This is a genomic window from Geomonas paludis (assembly GCF_014193585.1).
Lineage (GTDB): Bacteria > Desulfobacterota > Desulfuromonadia > Geobacterales > Geobacteraceae > Geomonas > Geomonas paludis.
This window is the reverse complement of the sequence record NZ_BLXY01000007.1, coordinates 120,272-135,532: the sequence shown is the minus strand read 5'-3', so window position 1 is coordinate 135,532 and position 15,261 is coordinate 120,272. Positions and strand designations below refer to the sequence as shown.

General features: G+C 60.8%; 11 protein-coding genes. 5 read left to right on the top strand and 6 right to left on the bottom strand.

Going from position 1 to position 15,261, the window contains the following annotated elements:
* Window positions 1-339: 339 nt before the first annotated feature.
* Window positions 340-1,431: an NAD(P)H-dependent flavin oxidoreductase gene (locus H7687_RS15810; RefSeq protein WP_183349113.1), complete on the bottom strand. Its 1,092-nt coding sequence runs from the start codon at window positions 1,429-1,431 to the stop codon at window positions 340-342.
* A 142-nt stretch (window positions 1,432-1,573) separates the two neighbouring features.
* Between H7687_RS15810 and H7687_RS15805 the strand changes: the two genes are divergently transcribed.
* A complete protein-coding gene (locus tag H7687_RS15805) occupies window positions 1,574-2,533 on the top strand; it encodes a sensor histidine kinase (RefSeq protein WP_183349111.1) in 960 nt (319 codons plus the stop codon).
* 2 nt (window positions 2,534-2,535) lie between these two features.
* Window positions 2,536-3,240: a response regulator transcription factor gene (locus H7687_RS15800; RefSeq protein WP_183349109.1), complete on the top strand. Its 705-nt coding sequence runs from the start codon at window positions 2,536-2,538 to the stop codon at window positions 3,238-3,240.
* Between the two features lie 273 nt (window positions 3,241-3,513).
* Here the strand turns inward: H7687_RS15800 and metK are convergent, their stop codons facing one another.
* Entirely contained in the window at window positions 3,514-4,683 is a 1,170-nt protein-coding gene (gene metK, locus H7687_RS15795; protein ID WP_183349107.1) for a methionine adenosyltransferase, read from the bottom strand.
* 271 nt (window positions 4,684-4,954) lie between these two features.
* Between metK and H7687_RS15790 the strand changes: the two genes are divergently transcribed.
* Window positions 4,955-5,458: a hypothetical protein gene (locus tag H7687_RS15790; protein ID WP_183349105.1), complete on the top strand. Its 504-nt coding sequence runs from the start codon at window positions 4,955-4,957 to the stop codon at window positions 5,456-5,458.
* A gap of 70 nt (window positions 5,459-5,528) precedes the next feature.
* Here H7687_RS15790 and H7687_RS15785 read toward each other — a convergent pair whose 3' ends face one another.
* Window positions 5,529-6,044: a peptidylprolyl isomerase gene (locus H7687_RS15785; RefSeq protein WP_183349103.1), complete on the bottom strand. Its 516-nt coding sequence runs from the start codon at window positions 6,042-6,044 to the stop codon at window positions 5,529-5,531.
* A 192-nt stretch (window positions 6,045-6,236) separates the two neighbouring features.
* On the opposite strand from H7687_RS15785, the gene H7687_RS15780 reads away from it, so the two are divergent.
* On the top strand, window positions 6,237-6,866 hold the full coding sequence (locus tag H7687_RS15780; protein ID WP_183349101.1) for a peroxiredoxin: 630 nt from the start codon (window positions 6,237-6,239) through the stop codon (window positions 6,864-6,866).
* Between the two features lie 55 nt (window positions 6,867-6,921).
* Here the strand turns inward: H7687_RS15780 and H7687_RS15775 are convergent, their stop codons facing one another.
* The 3 genes from H7687_RS15775 to H7687_RS15765 form a co-directional block, all read right to left on the bottom strand.
* Entirely contained in the window at window positions 6,922-8,958 is a 2,037-nt protein-coding gene (locus tag H7687_RS15775) for an ATP-dependent helicase (RefSeq protein ID WP_183349099.1), read from the bottom strand.
* 203 nt (window positions 8,959-9,161) lie between these two features.
* On the bottom strand, window positions 9,162-10,430 hold the full coding sequence (locus H7687_RS15770) for a hypothetical protein (RefSeq protein WP_183349097.1): 1,269 nt from the start codon (window positions 10,428-10,430) through the stop codon (window positions 9,162-9,164).
* Between the two features lie 27 nt (window positions 10,431-10,457).
* Window positions 10,458-12,884, bottom strand: a complete 2,427-nt coding sequence (locus H7687_RS15765) for a transglycosylase SLT domain-containing protein (RefSeq protein ID WP_183349095.1) — start codon at window positions 12,882-12,884, stop codon at window positions 10,458-10,460.
* Window positions 12,885-13,250: 366 nt separating this feature from the next.
* On the opposite strand from H7687_RS15765, the gene ligA reads away from it, so the two are divergent.
* Complete coding sequence (ligA, locus tag H7687_RS15760) at window positions 13,251-15,257, top strand: NAD-dependent DNA ligase LigA (protein WP_183349093.1); 2,007 nt, start codon at window positions 13,251-13,253, stop codon at window positions 15,255-15,257.
* Window positions 15,258-15,261 lie beyond the last annotated feature (4 nt).

Genomic DNA, 15,261 nt, shown 5'->3' with positions numbered 1-15,261 from the left:
TCATTGGGGGACTGGCTCCGCCAGGTGCCAGTCCCCTTACTGGTTGGGGACTGGCTCCGCAGGTGCCTGTCCCCTTGGTGCTCGCAGGAGGGGACTGGCTCCGCAGGTGCCTGTCCCCTTGGTGCTCGCAGGAGGGGACTGGCTCCGCAGGTGCCTGTCCCCTTTGCTTCGAAAAGCTGGTTGAGCAGAAAGGAGCGTTCCGCTAAAGGGACAGGCACCTGACGGAGCCTGTCCCTTCTGCACAGATTTCCTCCGTGACCGATGGTTTGGTTTAAAAACGAAAAATCCCCCTGCAGCTAAGCCACAGGGGGATGGGAAATCAGATCCAGCGATTCAGTTTTAGGCCGCCTGGTCCTCGGCGACGGCGCCGGTCTCTGCGAAGATTTCGTCGAAGATCTCCTGGACCGTCTCGATGCGGGTCGCCTTCCAGGCGTTGGTGCCGCAGAAGATCAGGCCCGAGTCGACCTCGCCGCGCTGGGCGCGGTCCAGAGACTTGACGATGCAGAAGCGCTCGCCGCTCTCCTTGTAGGAGCATTTCTTGAGACAGCCATACGAGCAGACCGAACTGTGGTCGCGGTCGTAGGAGACGATCCCTTCCTGGTTGGTGAGGATGGCGCGGCCGGGGAGACCGGCGGGGCTCATGATCAGGCCGATGTCTTCTTTCTTGCAGTCGAGGTAGGCCTGTTTGAAGGCGTCGTCAGCGTCACACTCGACGGTGGTGACGAAACGGCTCGCCATCTGCACCCCGTCCGCGCCTTCGGCGAGAGCATGCAGCACGTCGGCGCGATCCCAGATGCCGCCGGCGGCGATGATCGGGATGTCCAGACCGTACTCGCTGCGGAAGAACTCTTTCACGCCGCGCACGGTCTCGTACTGGTCGTACTCGCCGGTGCCGATGTTTTCCATCTTCTCACCCAGGTGACCGCCGGCGGTGTCCGGGTCCTCGACGACGACCGCGTCGGGAAAACGGTTGTACGTCTTGTCCCATTTCTTGGCGATGAGCTGCGCCGCACGCACGGAGGAGACGATGGGAACGAGGGCCACATCAGGCGCGTGGGCAGTCAGACCGGGAAGGGTCATGGGCAGTCCGGCGCCGCAGACCAGCACCTTCGCTCCCGCTTCCACGGCGGCAACCACCAGCTCTTCGAAATCGGAGAGGGCGACCATCACATTGACCCCGATGATCCCGTCCGGAGCGATCTCGTAGGCTTTGCGGATCTCATCCTTCAGCGCCACGCAGTTGGTTTTCAGGTAGTTCTTGCCGTCGAAAAACTCGCTGTTCAGGGTTATGCCGGGGGACGCCACCAGCCCGACCCCGCCGCACTTGGCGACGTGCCCTGCCAGAGATCCTGCGGAAATCCTTACCCCCATGCCGCCCTGGATCAGCGGGTAACGTGCCTCGTGTTTGCCAATGCGCAACGGTTTGAACATATGCTCCTCCTGACTGTCTGACTGCACCGTAAACACATTAGCAGAGAAGCTCGAATTCTTTTGTAATAGTAGTGTAAAACAAAGGTGCCTATCCCCACAGATACCCCTTGCAAAAACCCCGCAGCGATGCTACCAGTGGGGCATGAAAATGAACCGGAAACTATCCAACCCGTTGATTGCACTGATAGGGATCCAGCTGATCTGGGTGGTCATGGTCATCTCCTGGATCTACTGGTTCATCGGCAGGAGCAAAGAGTTCCGGAACCTGGCCCTGCGCTACAAGCCGGAACTCTTAACCCAGGGGATGGAGTGGATCGTACTGGTCGAGGGGCTTTTAATGGCGATCGCCATCCTCGCCGGCGTCTATGTCATCTTTCTCTACTGGCGCCGCCAGGCCAACCTGTACCTGCAGCAGCGCAGCTACATCTCCCAGTTGACCCACGAACTCAAGTCACCGCTGGCCTCGATCCAGTTGCACCTGGAAACGGTGAAGATGCGGGACCTCCCCAAGGAGAAACTGGACGGCTTCATCGACACCATGCTCTCGGACACCGACCGCCTCAACATCCTGATCAGCAACCTGCTCATGGCCACCAGGATCGAGTTCCGCCAACTGGGTGAGAAGGCGAAGAAGATCGACTTCTCCGAGTTCGTCACCAGCTACCTGCAGGGCAAAAGCAGCGACATCCCCGAAGGCGGCAAGCTGACCATGGAGATAGAACCCAACATCAACGCCACCATCGACGTGGAAGGGATGGAGATGGCGCTGCGAAACCTCTTCGAGAACGCGCTGCTCTACTCACCCGTTTCGCCGGAGATCCGGGTTTCGCTGAAGCGCAGCATGAGCGGCAGGCAGTGCCAGCTCGAGTTCCAGGATAACGGCAAGGGGCTCACGAAAAACGAACGGGAAAAGATCTTCGACATGTTCTACCGGGTGCGCACGCCGGGTGAGAACATCAGGGGGACCGGGCTGGGGCTCTACATCGTCAGGTCCGTGGTCAACGCCCACGGCGGCAAGATATCGGTGGAAAGCCCGGGGCTCGGCAAAGGCTGCACCTTCCACATCACCCTGCCACTCCAGGGCAGGCAGCAACGAGGTTAGGCATGTCCGGCGAAAAACCGCACATACTGCTGGTCGAGGACGAGATGCACCTGGCGCGGGGCATCACCTTCAACCTGGAACAGGAAGGGCACCTGGTGAGCCACGTCGAGAGCGGCGAGGAGGCGCTCGAGAAGGTCACCGTGGAGAAGTTCGACCTGATCATCCTGGACGTGATGCTCCCGGGGATCGGCGGCTTCGAGGTGTGCCAGAAGATACGGGGGCTCGATTCGAGGGTGCCGGTCCTGATGCTGACGGCCCGCTCCGCAGAGAGCGACCGGATCTCGGGGCTTGCCGCCGGGGCCGACGACTACCTGGTCAAGCCCTTCAACCTGAAGGAGTTTCTGCTCAGGGTGTCCGGGATGCTGCGGCGCAGCGCCTGGTACCGGCCGGAGCCGGTGGAGGAAGGGTATCGCTTCGGGGACAACGAGGTGTTCCTGCTTTCCTACCGCGCCAGGACCAGGCAGGGGGAGATCGATCTGACCGACCTGGAAGTGCGCATGCTGTCCCTGTTTTTCCATCGCGAGGGGGAGGCGATCCCGCGCGGGGAGATCCTGGAAAGCGTCTGGGGTTACGCCACCGATGCCGAGACCAGGACCCTGGACAACTTCATCGTGCGGCTCAGGAAGTACTTCGAGCCCGAGCCCTCGCGCCCCGTGTTCTTCCAGACCGTGCGCGGGGTGGGGTACCGGTTCAGCAGGAAAAGCTAGAAACCGTTCTACGTTCTACGTTGAACAACCAACGGCAAAAGGCAGAAGGGACTGGCTCCGTTAGGTGCCTGTCCCTCTAGCGGAACGCTCCTTTCAGCTCAGCCAACAAGGGGACAGGCACCTGGCGGAGCCAGTCCCCTGCTGCGGGGAAGGACTCTATAGGTGGGCAACCAACACCCATCGCTAATGGAGCAAAATAAAAAGGCCCTCCGGAATCCCGGAAGGCCTTTTTGCTTTTAACGTAGAACGTAGAACTTAGAACGTAGAACCGGTTTAGAGTCCCGCCTTCTCCCTGATGAGGGCGGCCTTGTCGGTGCGCTCCCAGGTGAACTCGGGGAGCTCGCGGCCGAAGTGGCCGTAGGCTGCGGTCTTCCTGTAGATCGGACGCAGCAGGTCGAGCTGCTCGATGATGGCGCGCGGACGCAGGTCGAACACCTCGCGCACGATCTCGGAGATGCGCTTGCTCGGGACCTTGCCGGTGCCGTTGCAGTCAACCATGACGGAGACCGGCTCGGCGACGCCGATGGCGTAGGCCACCTGCACTTCGCAGCGCTCGCAGATGCCGGAAGCGACCAGGTTCTTGGCGACGTAGCGCCCCATGTAGGCCGCGGAACGGTCCACCTTGGAGGGGTCCTTGCCGGAGAAGGCGCCGCCGCCGTGGGCGCCGTGCCCGCCGTAGCTGTCGACGATGATCTTGCGGCCGGTGAGACCGCAGTCGCCCATCGGGCCGCCGATGACGAAACGCCCGGTCGGGTTGATCAGGAACTTGGTCCTGGCGTCCATCAGGTTGGCCGGGATGATCTTCTTGATGACTTCCTCGATGATCCCTTCCTTGATCATCTCGTAGGAGACCTCGGGGGAGTGCTGCGAGGAGATGACGATGGTATCGACGTGGACCGGCTTGTCATCGATGTACTGGATGGAAACCTGGGACTTGGAGTCGGGACGGAGGAAGTCGAGCACGCCGGTCTTCCTGACGTCGGCAAGCCTGGAAACCAGCTTGTGCGCCATGAGGATCGACATCGGCATCAGTTCCGGAGTCTCGTTGCAGGCAAAGCCGAACATGAGCCCCTGGTCGCCGGCGCCCTGCTCCTTGAACATACCCTCGCCCTCAGTCACACCCTGGGCGATGTCCGGGGACTGCTTGTCGATGGAGGTGAGCACCGCGCAGGTTTCCCAGTCGAAGCCCATGGCGGAGTCGTTGTAGCCGATCTCTTTTATCGTTTCGCGAACGATCTTGGGATAGTCGATGACTGCGTTGGTGGTGATTTCTCCGGCGATGACCGCCATACCGGTGGTCACCAGCGTTTCACAGGCGACGCGGGATTTCGGATCCTGGGCCAGGATCGCATCGAGAATCGCGTCGGATACCTGGTCGGCAACCTTGTCCGGATGCCCCTCAGAAACAGACTCGGAGGTAAAGATAAAGTCCTTCATTTCCATAAGGTAAAACCCCCTAACGAAGTGTGTAGCAGGTAGCTGTAAAGCTTGCAGATTGTATAGTTGGCAATCTCCTTTGTCAATAATTAAATACGGCCAATAACAGTCATTTCCACCGCGTCATCGTGCAATACCAGAGCAGCGAATTCATAATTAATTGCTTCCAATAAAATCCCCGGTACAATCTTTTTCGTCCTGCATGGGGACCATCATGGGCGACTGTCAATACCTCATCTGATGCAGAATCGGGATGTTCTTCAAGAGGAGGATAGCAATGAGAGTGCTTTGGCTGTTGCTGCTGTGTCTGTCTCTGGCAGCATGCGGGGGCTCCGGCTCGACCGGCACTTCGGGGGACGACGGCAAGGTGCACATTCCCGAGCCCGTGCCGGGGACCGCCCGCCTCAGTATCGGCACCCAGGGGCCTGCCGCGGATTCCGTTCTCTATGCCGCACAATTCACCCTGCGCCTCCCCGCCGGAGTGTCGCTCCCCGCCACCGACGGCAGGCTGTTGCCCGACGGACTGCTGGTCCCGGCAGTCAGCGGCAGCTACGCCGGCGCCAGCTTCCTGCAGATTGCCGTTCCCGGGCAGGTGCTGCTGGTGAACATCGCCCATCCCGGCGGGGTCACCGTCGGCCCCCTGGCGACCCTCACCTGCCAGGTGGACGCGGGCGCGGCGCTAACGGCCGATGCCTTCACCCTAGAGAATTTTTCGGCCCGTGACGCCAACGGCGTCGTCATCCCCGGCATCACCGCCAAGCTCACCCTGCAAACGCAATGAGCGGCTGGCGCTTATAGCGCCAGCCGCTCACCTGTTGCCTTCCCCCGCAGGGGAATTTCCTTACCGTTCCCTACTCAACCAGCTTGACGGAGTTGATGAAGACGGGCTCCACCGGCACGTCCTGGTGGCCGGCCTTGTTGCCGGTTTTCACGTCGCGGATGGCATCGACCACGTCCATCCCTTCGATCACCTGGCCGAAGACGGCGTAGCCGAAGCGGTCCGGGGTCTTGCCGGCGTGGTCGAGGAACGCGTTGTCCACGACGTTGATGAAGAACTGCGAAGTGGCGCTGTCGACCACGGCGGTACGGGCCATGGCGAGGGTGCCGCGCACGTTCTTCAGGCCGTTGGTGGCCTCGTTCTTGATGGCGAACTTGGTCTTCTTCGGCTGCATGTTCTCATCCAGCCCGCCCCCCTGGACCATGAAGTTCTTGATGACGCGGTGGAAGATGGTGCCGTCGTAGTAGGCGTCCTTGACATAGGAGAGGAAGTTGCGCACGGAGATGGGAGCCTTGTCCTTGAAGAGCTCGATCTTGATGGTGCCCATCGAGGTCTCCATGACGACTACGGGATTTTTTTCTTCAGTCATTATGTTGCTCCTTTATATTGGGTTTGATACACCTTCTCTGGTTGCAGCGGTTTTCAATACCACACAAAGAAGTATGTGGGAAGTTTTTACTGGTTGGAGCCTAGTTGCTACGGTATCATGTACAGTCAGCGATTGTACCAGAACCTGCTTGGTAGTGCAGCCACAGTATTAAAATATTCACAGGAGCGCATCATGAAAGTCTCAACCATTACCCTCTTGGCGGCACTGACACTCTCCCTCTTCACGACCGCCCTGCCCGCAGCAGCCGACTCGGACCTGCAGCAGGTCGCCAAGGTCGGTGATCCCGCTCCCGGCTTCAGGCTCGATGCCTGGGTCGGCACCACCGCCGGCAAGGAGTTCAAGCAGATCTCGCTCGACGATTACCGCGGCAAGTGGGTGCTGCTCTTCTTCTACCCGATGGACTTCACCTTCGTCTGCCCCACCGAGATCAAGGGATTCAACCAGGCGCTCCCCGAGTTCGAGAAGCTGAACACCGTCGTGCTGGGCGCCTCGACCGACAGCAAGTACTCGCACCTGGCCTGGGTGCAGCGCGGCGACCTGGGCAACCTGCAGTACCCCCTGCTGTCGGACATCAAGAAGGAAGTGGCGCAGAAGTACGGCGCCCTGGACGAGAAGGAAGGGGTGGCCCTGCGCGCCCTGTTCATCATCGACCCGGACGGCGTGCTCCAGTACCAGGTGGTGCACAACCTGGACGTGGGCAGGAGCGTCGAGGAGACCCTGCGCGTCCTCGAGGCGCTGCAGACCGGCTCGCTCTGCCCCTTAGGGTGGAAGCCGGGCCAGAAGACCCTGGGCAAGCCGTAACGCAAGCATTAAGGGGGAAGCACCAAGGGGACAGGCACCTGGCGGAGCCAGTCCCCTACCCCATCATCGCCTTCATCTTGGCGAAGAAATCCTCCGCCGTCTTTTCCGCCTCCTCAGGTGTCACTTCCTTGGCCACCCCGCTTTGCTGCACGTTCAGCACCGTACCCGGGATCTCCTCCAGAAAGCGCGACGGGACCCGCTCTTCCATCTTGCCGTATTTCTTGCGGAACAGCGTGCGCGTCATCACCAGCTGCTGGCGCGCCCGGGTGATGCCGACGTAGCACAGGCGCCGCTCCTCGTCGATGCTGTCGTCCTCGTAGATCGCCCTCTTGTGCGGCAGGATCTCGTCCTCCATCCCCACCAGGAACACGAAGGGGAATTCGAGCCCCTTGCTGGAGTGCAGCGACATGAGCGTCACCGCATCCTTGCCGTGATCCTTCTTGTCCTTGCCGGAGAAGCGGTCCTCGTCCATGAGCGACACCTTCTCGATGAAACCGCCGAGGGTCGCCTGCGGCACGCGTTCCTCGTAGGCCGCCATGGAGTTGATGATCTGCTCCACGTTCTCCACCTTGCGCCGCGCAGCCTTCTGGTCGTCGATAGTGCGGAAGATCTCCTCCTCGATCTTCAGCTTCTCGAAGAGCGCCTTCCCCTTCTCGGCCAGTCCCCCTTCGGCCCGGAACGCCTCCGCGGCGTCGAGCAGGGTGTGGTGAAAGGCAAGCACCTTGTCCCGGATCGCCTCGGAGATCCCTTCGATCTCCCCTACCCGGCTGATTGCCTCGAACAGGGGGATCTCCTTTTCCAGCGACCACTGGTTGATGCGGATCACGGTGCTGTCGCCGATGCCGCGCCTGGGGAAGTTTACGATGCGCAGAAGGGCCACCTCGTCCAAGGGGTTCGCGATCACCTTGAGGTAGGAGAGCGAATCCTTGACCTCCTTGCGCTCGAAGAACTGGGTGCCGCCCACCAGCACGTAGGGGATGTCCTCGAAGCGGAGCTGTTCCTCGAAGGCGCGGCTCTGGGCGTTGGTGCGGTACAGGATGGCGAAGTCGCTGTAGGGGGTGTCCTTCTTGAAACGCTCCAACTGGATGCGCTCCACTACGCTGGTTGCCTCCTCCTCGTCGTCTTGCACGATGCACAGGTCGATGAGCGGCCCCTGCCCCGATGCGGTCCACAGCCTTTTCGCCTTGCGTATCTTGTTGTTGCCGATGACGCTGTTGGCGGCATCCAGGATGTTGCCCGTGGAGCGGTAGTTCTGCTCCAGCTTGATGGTGCGGCACCCCTTGAAATCCTTCTCGAAGTCGAGGATGTTGCCCACGTCGGCGCCGCGCCAGCCGTAGATGGACTGGTCGTCGTCACCCACCACGCAGAGGTTCTTGCAGCCGGCGGCCAAGAGGTTCACCAGGAGGTACTGGGAGGAGTTGGTGTCCTGGTACTCGTCCACCATGATGTAGCTGAAGCGCTCCTGCCAGTGTTTGAGGACCGGCGGGTGATGCTGCAAAAGCTCCGCGGTGAGCATGATGATGTCGTCGAAGTCGATGGCGTTGAAGGCCTTCAGCGCAGACTGGTAGCGCGGGTAGACCAGTGCCGCCATCATGTCGATATCATCGAGCGGGTTGGGGGCGAAGCGGTCGGGCGGGATCAGCTTGTTCTTGGCGCCGGAGATGCGCCAGATGATGCTCTCCGCGTCGTACTTCTTGCTGTCGGTGTTGACCTCGCGCACGATCTGGCGCACGAGGCCCACTTGGTCGGCAGTCGAGTAGATGGAGAAATTCTTCTTGTAGCCCAGGCGCTCGATGTCGCGCTTCAAGACGCGCACGCCCAGCGAGTGAAAGGTGGACAGCACGATCCCCTTGCAGTGCTTGCGTCCCACCAGGTGCTCCACCCGCTCCTTCATCTCCTTGGCGGCCTTGTTGGTGAAGGTCACCGCGAGGATCTGGTCCGGCGGCACCCGCTTGTCCAGGATCAGGTGCGCGATGCGGTAGGTGATCACCCCGGTCTTGCCCGACCCGGCGCCGGCCAGGACCAGCAGGGGCCCCTCCGTGTGCTTCACGGCGGCAAGTTGTTCGGGATTGAGACGGGACAGGTCGAGCATGAAATCCTCATAAAGCGGATAGTTGCGCCGGCAGGAGCAAGAAGCCGCCGGCCGGCGACGAAAAAAGAGCCGGACCTACCAAAGGCCGCGGCTCACTATCTTTATCAGAACGCCTAGGGCAAACGCAACCCTCTATATCGGTGCCGATTTTTTTCGTTCTCCTCTGCGCAGGAAACGGCGGCGCCGCGGCCCTCTAGCTGCGGTCACGGTGCCCCCTCAATCCCGTAATGACGTGCGGCCTTGGCAAAATCGACGGCAACCGTCCTGCGGTCTTTTGCCACGTACACTCCGACGCTGTCCAGCGCTCCGGCCACGGCGGGCGACTCGATCAGGTTGATGACCGACGGGGTCGCGGCCTGCTTGTTGTCGTCGAACGGGACATCGACAGGAGCAGTCATATCGACAGCTTCCCAGGAACCGCGGGCGTTGAGCCATGCCAAGTAAAAGGCGCTTCGAGCCGACCCCGTCGGTGGCAGGGAAACGAGAACCAGCCGCTGGCTTCCTCCAAAGGCGGCATTGTGAAGTGCTGAAACGAGCAAAGCAGCCCCGACGGAATCCGCCCGCCTTGCCTTCAGGGCTTCCTGGGGCAGCTTGATCTCCTCGTTTTCGGAGGCGGGAGGCCATATTCCCGGGTAGGGGTGCACAGCCATACGGTGGGTTCTGCCACCGTAGAGGTCCTGATAACACTTCGCCATCCATCTATCGGCCGGCTGGTCCGGTGCGTCCAGGTAGCTCGTCGCCAGTTGGTCGATCTCCGGCGTCTTCGCCTTTGTCCATGCCGCCAGCGAAGCCACAATGAATTCAACGGGAACCTGCTTGTCATCCGGGGTCTTCAGATCCCAGCAGACGACATTCTCCGGCAGTACCTGTATCAAGACCGAGTCGCTGTAAGCGGTCGCCTGCGCAGTCAGTTTCCATTGCAGGCTCAAGGTGCCATAAACGTCACTTTTCATGAATTTCAGATCGGGGTTTATGGTTGTCTGCCCATGGTTCCCGGTCACACTCTCCTCTGCCGGAAGCCGGCAGATGCTGGAGTCATAGGAGAAGCTACCCCCCTCCACGACGGCAAGCGACTTGGTCTCCGAACTCAACGTGATGTTCAAATTGATGCATTCAGGGCAGGTGGTGGTGGCCTGATAAACCGCCCAGTACAAATACGCAGGTTTGTTTTTGATGGTGTTCACCAGGTAGTACGGAATGACCTTCTGGACCTTGATCTTGAAATCGAGTGCAGACCCGGAAGATTGCAGGTTCTTTTGGGGGCCGCACAGTAGCCTCAAATGCCTCAGGTAAAGGTCGTCCCTCTTCTCCACCAGCTTTACGCCTTTGGCTCCGCCCCCCTCCGCTGCGTGCCAGCACCCCTTCATCAGACCGGTCGCGGCCACGATACTGGCGATAACGCTACCGATGATGGTCACAACTGTCTGAACCTTGGTAAGCTCGAACTTTGAACCGTGTTGATCTTCACTCATGACAGTATCGACCTCCAGACTCACGACTCAGAAGAGATGAAGGGCGGTCGAAATCCAGTAATCCGTCAAAAGCCCTCTGGCAAAGCTTCTGGTCTCCTCAAACCGTATCGTCTCCACCATGAATTCATAATCATCCAGGCGCCTGCGTTTCGTCCACATCTGCTTCCAGTATTCAAGCGACTCCTCACCTGCATTGTGTTCTATCAAGACGAACAGGATATTGCCGTCGTGCTTGTCGAGCAGTTTCCGCATCCAGCGCCCCCCAAGAGAAGTGCACTTGCGATGATCGAGCAGGTACAGGTTCAGCGAGGCGGGATCCTTCTGCGCGAGGAAGTGCCACTCGCTGTCCAACTGCTCAAGGGTAGAGGGAAGAAACTGGAACAGCCCCACGGCGCCAGCCTCGGACCAAGCCGCAGGATTGAACGCGCTCTCAGTGCGGACGATGCTGTACAGCAATTCAGGCTGGAGCCCGTACTCGGAGGACGCCTTCAGCAGGGACTTCTTAAAAGCCGGGGGATAGGCCACCGCAAGCCATCCCGGTTCTTTTGCAAGGGCGCGCCCCCCCAGCAAGGATTTCCCTTCAATCAGGATATCCATCGCTGCAGACCAGTCGTTGGTCTGCGCCCCGATGTATCCGGCCACCTCGATGCGGTTGGCGGCAGTCATCGGAGCGGCGGCGGCAGCTTTCGCGTCCAACCGGTACGACAGCAACAGGAGTACGGGCATTAAGGCGCCCGAGGCCTCCAACTCCTGCATATCCATGTCACACAGCCTTTTTCGGGAGAATGTCCTCCTCGTCTGGTAATAACGTTCGAGGGCACTGCGGTATATGGCAGGGACGGCGTCCTTCAGCCGGAGGTGGTAAGGAGCCTTTCCTGTCAACTGTGTACTCACAGCTGCGCCGGCCTGTGCCAGCGACGAGAGCTCTGCCAGTGTTTCATGGTCGAGATCAAGTCGCCGTCGCGCGTCGCCCCCCTCATTCAGGTGCATCCGTGCGCGAATCCCGTAGTAGTTGAAAGGGCCTTCTTCCATCGCGTGCCCGAAGTAGGCCCTTGCACTGTCGACGTCACCCAACTCTTCGGCAACGCGTCCACTCCAGAACAAGCACGCCATGTGCAGGGGGCCCGATGGCCGTTCCTTTTCCAGCTGTTGAAGCAGGGACAGAGATTTTTTCAGGCTCCGGGGGTCGCCATGGCTGTAGTGGCCCAACGCGGGCATGAACCTCATCGAATCGCGGTAATGGTTGTCACCCGGGAACTGTGCCAGTTCGTCGTAGTACTGCATCGATTTTTTGAAGTCATCCTCGTTGCCGTGTTGCCAGTAAAGGTTCAGGTATTCCTTGGCGAGCCGGTTGAGTGCATCGTCCGCTCTCTCCCCGCGGGGGTGTTCCTTCAGCAGCCTGGTCATCGCTTTCTTGAATCCCTGGAAGTCGTACAGGGCACCGCATCCCTCACGGACATACGTGGTGGCTAGCAGCATCGATGCCTCCTGCGAGACATCGGGATCAGTCGCAAACTGTATCGCCGGAGTAAGAAGGGCGACAGCCTCACTGTCTGCACATAATTTCAGCGGCTCGTGTCGCAGCACAATCCGCCGCAACTTCTCGCGGTTCAGGTCCGCCTCCACTTTCACCTGGAGATCCTTGCTTTTCGCCGCGGCGGCCAGTTCAAGCGCCGCGGCGCCATACCTTCCCAGAACGACCAGCCGCTCGCCTCGGTACAACGCCACCTTTTCTGGAGCGACCCCTTTCTCCTTGACGAGATAGCTCAAAATCTCTTCCTCTTGGCGGGAATGCCCCGAGGTCGTGCCGACTTTCAGGTAGGAGAAGAAAAGGTTTCCCGCCTCTTCTTTGCGCCCCATCCGCCAGGCAACGACAGCGAAAAGGCGCCGGATCTCCCCTTCGAGCTGCGGTAACCCCACCGCAATGGGATCGGTGGTGAACATCCCGCTCACAAGGCGCGCTTCGAGAAGGGGCGGGCCGATCAGGAGCAATCGTTCCGCGTCTTTTGCACCGGACCGCGATGAAAGATCCACCATCTGCCCCCAGCGCAACAGCGCTGCCGCAACAAGACCTGCCCCCCCCAACTTGTCGTGGTACGGATCGGCAGCCGCCCAAACGACCAGTTCGCGGTACATCTTCCTGGCTTTGCCGAGGTCGCCGCGCAACCTGTAGACCTCTGCGGTAAGGAAGGTCGCGACTGGCCACGACGGGGTGTCGCTGCGCCATGTCAGATACCAGAAACGCCAAGGCTTCGCCGCGCGGGCATTGGCATCGCTGCTGGCCGCTTCAACCAACATTGCCAGATCGCCTTGCCGTTTGGCAGCAGAGACAAGTTTTGGATATTGCAGAGACAGAACCACAATGGGCAGGATCACGACGAGGATCAGGACGATAAGAGCTAGACGGCGCCGGGAATGCAAAGGTGTTGTCGGTTTTCGGGGGGCATCGATCATGGCATATATTTACTTTTACTAATTTAGTTAACGGCAGCAGGAAGTGTAGCATCCACCTATGCGATGGCAACCTGGCCCCTTACAGCCCCTGCCCGATGCGGTCATGAATGCTTCATAGGAGTAAGCCTTGTGCTCGCGTCATTCCTCGTGCCTTGTCTGCAGGGACTCCGACGACACCTCAATGCTGCCGACGGCCGTCCGGGTCGCGTTCAGCAACGGGTTTCCCTGATTGTCGTGTGGCAAAGGAAAGAATGATGAACCGCCTTGCTCTTCATGTGTCAGGACCAGCCCCATGCAGGTTTTAATATGGCGACGGGTGTGTTATAAGACAGCGTCCACGACAAATACCGACCGAGGTTCAAGAAAATGGAAGCACAAGCCGCCGCCCAGCGCATCGCCTGGCTCTCGAAGGAGATCGAGCGCCACAACCGCCTTTACTACGAGCAGGACATGCCGGAGATCACGGACGCGGAGTACGACGCGCTCTTTCGCGAACTCCAGGGCCTGGAGAAGGAATTCCCCGAGCTCGCCCTCCCCGACTCTCCCACCGGCAGGGTCGGCGGCCGTCCGCTGGCGAAGTTCACCCAGGTGCGCCACAGCATGCCGATGCTGTCGCTGGAGAACGCCTTCACCGAGCAGGACATGATCGACTTCGACGACCGGGTCAAGCGCTTCCTGGGCCTTGCCGCCGACACCGGGATCTCCTACGTCTGCGAGCCGAAGATGGACGGCGTGGCGGTGGAACTGGTGTACCGCGAGGGGGTGCTCGCCATCGGCTCCACCCGCGGCGACGGCGTCGTGGGCGAGGACGTGACCCGGAACCTGAAGACCATCAAGGACGTGCCGCTGCGCCTGGAGACGCAGGAGCCGCCGGAACTGCTCACCGTGCGCGGCGAGGTCTACCTCCCCCTGGCCCCCTTCCGCAAGTTCAACCGGGAGCGCGAGGAGGCGGGCGAGCCACCCTTCGCCAATCCCAGGAACGCGGCGGCGGGGTCGCTGCGCCAGCTCGACTCCCGGATCACCGCCAAGCGCCCCCTGAGCATCTTCTGCTATGCGCCGGGCGAGCTGGGCGGGGTGGAGTTCACCGCGCAGAGCCATTTTCTGGAGACCATCCCGACCTGGCGCCTGCCGGTGAACCCGCTCACCCGCGTGGTGCACGGCATCCAGGAGATGCTCGCCTACTACCAGGAGATGATGGAAAAGCGCGACGACCTCCCCTACGAGATCGACGGCGTCGTGGTCAAGGTGGATTCGTTCCGGATGCAGCGGGAGTTGGGCGAGAAAAGCCGTTCGCCGCGCTGGGCCATCGCCTGGAAGTTCCCGCCGCGCCAGGCGACCACCGTGGTGGAGCAGATCTTCCACTCGGTGGGCCGCACCGGCGTCATCACGCCGGTCGCCTTCCTGAAGCCGGTCAACGTGTCCGGCGTGATGGTGTCGCGCGCCACCCTGCACAACTGGGAGGAACTGGAGAGAAAGGATATCCGCGAGGGTGACACCGTCATCGTCGAGCGCGCCGGTGACGTCATACCTGCCGTGGTGCAGGTGATTATGGACCAGCGCCCGGAGGGAGCGGTCAAACCCGAGGTGCCGGCAACGTGTCCGGTGTGCGGCGGCGAGGTGGTCCGGCTGCCCGACGAGGTGGCGGTGCGCTGCGTGGCCCTCAACTGCCCGGCGCAGCTTCTGGAGCGCGTGAAGCACTTCGCCTCCCGGCGTGCCATGGACATCGAGGGGCTGGGGGACAAGTTCATCGAGCAGCTCCTGAGCCTCAAGCTGATAAAGGACGTGGCCGACATCTACTCGCTCAAGGAAGAGGACTTCATGCAGTTCGAGCGCATGGGGAAAAAGCTCGCCGAGAACCTGTTGAACGCCATCGAGGCCAGCAAGGAGCGCGACCTGTCGCGGCTCATCTTCGCGCTCGGTATCAGGCACGTCGGCGAGCACACCGCCAAGCTGTTGGCCGGCGCCTTCGGCAGCATCGAGAACCTGGCCAAGGCGAGCGAGGAGGAATTGGTCAGCGTCCGCGAGGTAGGTCCCCAGGTCGCCACTAGCATTGCCGACTTCTTCAGGAATGAAGAGAACCTGAAGGTGCTGGAGCGGCTCAAGGAGGCCGGGGTCAGTCCCAAGGTCGAGGAGAAGCGGGTCGGTGGCAGGTTCACCGGCAAAACCTTCGTCTTCACCGGTGCCCTGGAGAAGTTCACGCGGGACGAGGCCAAGAAGATGGTGGAGCTGGAAGGCGCCCACGCCGCCGGGAGCGTCTCCAAGAAGACCGACTATGTGGTGGCCGGCGCCGACGCCGGCAGCAAGTTGGAGAAAGCGCGCCAGCTGGGCGTGCGGGTGTTGACCGAAGAGGAGTTTTTGGAGTTGATGCAGTAGGGTT

What these genes read in the sequence shown, in the direction of transcription:
- H7687_RS15785 (WP_183349103.1), bottom strand. Translation starts at nt 6,044, where the DNA reads ATGACTGAAGAAAAAAATCCCGTAGTCGTCATGGAGACCTCGATGGGC.
- H7687_RS15765 (WP_183349095.1), bottom strand. Translation starts at nt 12,884, where the DNA reads ATGATCGATGCCCCCCGAAAACCGACAACACCTTTGCATTCCCGGCGC.
- H7687_RS15800 (WP_183349109.1), top strand. Translation starts at nt 2,536, where the DNA reads ATGTCCGGCGAAAAACCGCACATACTGCTGGTCGAGGACGAGATGCAC.
- H7687_RS15805 (WP_183349111.1), top strand. Translation starts at nt 1,574, where the DNA reads ATGAAAATGAACCGGAAACTATCCAACCCGTTGATTGCACTGATAGGG.
- H7687_RS15780 (WP_183349101.1), top strand. Translation starts at nt 6,237, where the DNA reads ATGAAAGTCTCAACCATTACCCTCTTGGCGGCACTGACACTCTCCCTC.
- H7687_RS15775 (WP_183349099.1), bottom strand. Translation starts at nt 8,958, where the DNA reads ATGCTCGACCTGTCCCGTCTCAATCCCGAACAACTTGCCGCCGTGAAG.
- ligA (WP_183349093.1), top strand. Translation starts at nt 13,251, where the DNA reads ATGGAAGCACAAGCCGCCGCCCAGCGCATCGCCTGGCTCTCGAAGGAG.
- H7687_RS15810 (WP_183349113.1), bottom strand. Translation starts at nt 1,431, where the DNA reads ATGTTCAAACCGTTGCGCATTGGCAAACACGAGGCACGTTACCCGCTG.
- H7687_RS15770 (WP_183349097.1), bottom strand. Translation starts at nt 10,430, where the DNA reads ATGAGTGAAGATCAACACGGTTCAAAGTTCGAGCTTACCAAGGTTCAG.
- metK (WP_183349107.1), bottom strand. Translation starts at nt 4,683, where the DNA reads ATGGAAATGAAGGACTTTATCTTTACCTCCGAGTCTGTTTCTGAGGGG.
- H7687_RS15790 (WP_183349105.1), top strand. Translation starts at nt 4,955, where the DNA reads ATGAGAGTGCTTTGGCTGTTGCTGCTGTGTCTGTCTCTGGCAGCATGC.